General features: G+C 48.3%; 2 protein-coding genes. Both read left to right on the forward strand.

Features of this window, described 5'->3' with window-relative positions:
- A partial coding sequence (locus K2Q26_09915) for a hypothetical protein (GenBank protein MBY0315824.1) occupies nucleotides 1–387 on the forward strand: 387 nt, incomplete at its 5' end.
- Nucleotides 374–1,902, forward strand: a 1,529-nt coding sequence (locus K2Q26_09920) for a hypothetical protein (protein ID MBY0315825.1), incomplete at its 3' end; no start/stop codon positions are given. The genes K2Q26_09915 and K2Q26_09920, both read left to right, overlap by 14 nt.

Raw genomic sequence — 1,902 nt, forward strand, 5'->3', positions numbered from 1 at the left:
CTCGCTAACGATATGCAAGTGCCCGCCTGTTTTATTTATAAGCGCCGAAATGATCAGGGTGAAGTGTCAGTCTCCGGGACTAATATTTCTGTTCAAGGGCAACACGTGATTATTTACGATGACATGATTCGATCTGGATCTTCGATTTTGCAAGCGGCTGAGGCGTATAAAAAAGGAGGCGCGACCCGGATTTCCGTGATCACTACTCACGGTTTATTTAGCGGGAACGCGCTCCAAAAATTTAAAGACAGTCGGTTGATTTCAGATGTGATTTCTACCGACAGTCATCCCGGAGCTCTCAAGGTGAAAGATCCATTTCTTAAAGTGATATCGGTCGATCGTTTATTTTCGGACTATTTAAAAGGATGTTACGATGAACAACATTAAATTGGCAGGTTGTGCTCTCAATCAGACTCCCCTTGATGGATCGGGAAACTTGGCCCGCGTTCGCGAAGCGATCGAGATGGCGAGGCAGCAAGACATTAGTTTATTGTGTCTGCCCGAACTTTGTTTGACGGGTTACGGTTGCGAGGATGCATTTTTTAATTTGCATGTTTGCGAAGAGGCGATGAAGAATTTAGAAATCGCCGCGGGTGATACCCATAAGATGGCGGTGTCTATTGGTCTTCCTGTGTACTACCGCGGAGTGATCTATAACTGCACGACCATGGTGGCCGATGGAAAAATTCTGGGATTTGTTCCTAAGAAATCTCTGGCCGGCGACGGAGTCCACTACGAGCCGCGATGGTTTAAGGCTTGGGAAAGTGGACGCGTCGACTCGATCACGGTGAACGGCAAGACTTACCCCTTCGGAGATATCTACTTTAACCTCGGTGGAATCAAAGTGGGATTTGAGATTTGCGAAGAGGCTTGGGTGGCGAATCGTCCGGGTGTGGGACTGGCACGAAAAGCCGTGGATGTGATTCTCAATCCGAGTGCCAGTCACTTTGCGTTTAATAAAATTGATACTCGTAAGCGATTTGTTTGTGAGGGTTCCCGCGCTTACAATGTGGCTTACGTTTATAGTAACCTGATCGGCAACGAATCAGGCCGTATCATCTACGACGGTGGAGTTCTAATTGCCAATCATGGTGAGATCGTGGCGCAGGGACCGCGTTTCTCCTTTCGCGATATTGAGATCACATCGCAGGTTATAGAGATCGAGAGCAATCGCGTGAATCGGGCGCGCACCTACAGCTACATGCCCGAGACCGGCGAAAAAACGGCCCAGGCGATCTCGTGTGATTTCCAATTTCCAAAGCGCACCTACACCCAAAATCCTCCGATGAAGTACGAAGATTGGGAAACCCAGGGAAACATCAAAGAGGAGGAGTTTACTCGCTCAGTCAGTTTAGGCCTTTTCGATTTCCTGCGCAAAAGTCGTCAAGCCGGGTTTGTGGTGTCCTTAAGTGGAGGAGTGGACTCAGCCGCAGTGGTGATTCTCTGCCGAGTGGCCCTCGAGCTCGCACAAAAAGATTTGAGTCTTGAAGGTCTCAAGAAAAAACTCCACTACATTCCTGAGGCTCAAAAAGCCACCGATCTTGCCGGAATTGCAAAGGCAATGATCACATGCGCCTACCAAGGAACAAAGAATAGTTCGGAGAGAACATTAAAGGCGGCGCAAAGTATAGCTAATGATGTGGGCTGCGTGTTTTTCAATTGGTCGGTCGACAGCGTTTTAAACGAATACCAAAATCTCATCGAGAAAGCTCTAGGCGAAAAACTCACTTGGGAAAAAAATGATATCGCCCTTCAAAATATCCAAGCGCGAAGTCGTGGCCCCGGCATCTGGATGTTGGCCAATATCAAGAACGCGTTACTGTTAGCCACGAGCAATCGTTCCGAAGCTTCTGTCGGTTATGCAACGATGGATGGAGATACTTGCGGTGGGCTGAGTCCCAT

Source organism: Bdellovibrionales bacterium (assembly GCA_019750295.1).
In the GTDB taxonomy this organism is placed as follows: domain Bacteria; phylum Bdellovibrionota; class Bdellovibrionia; order Bdellovibrionales; family JAGQZY01; genus JAIEOS01.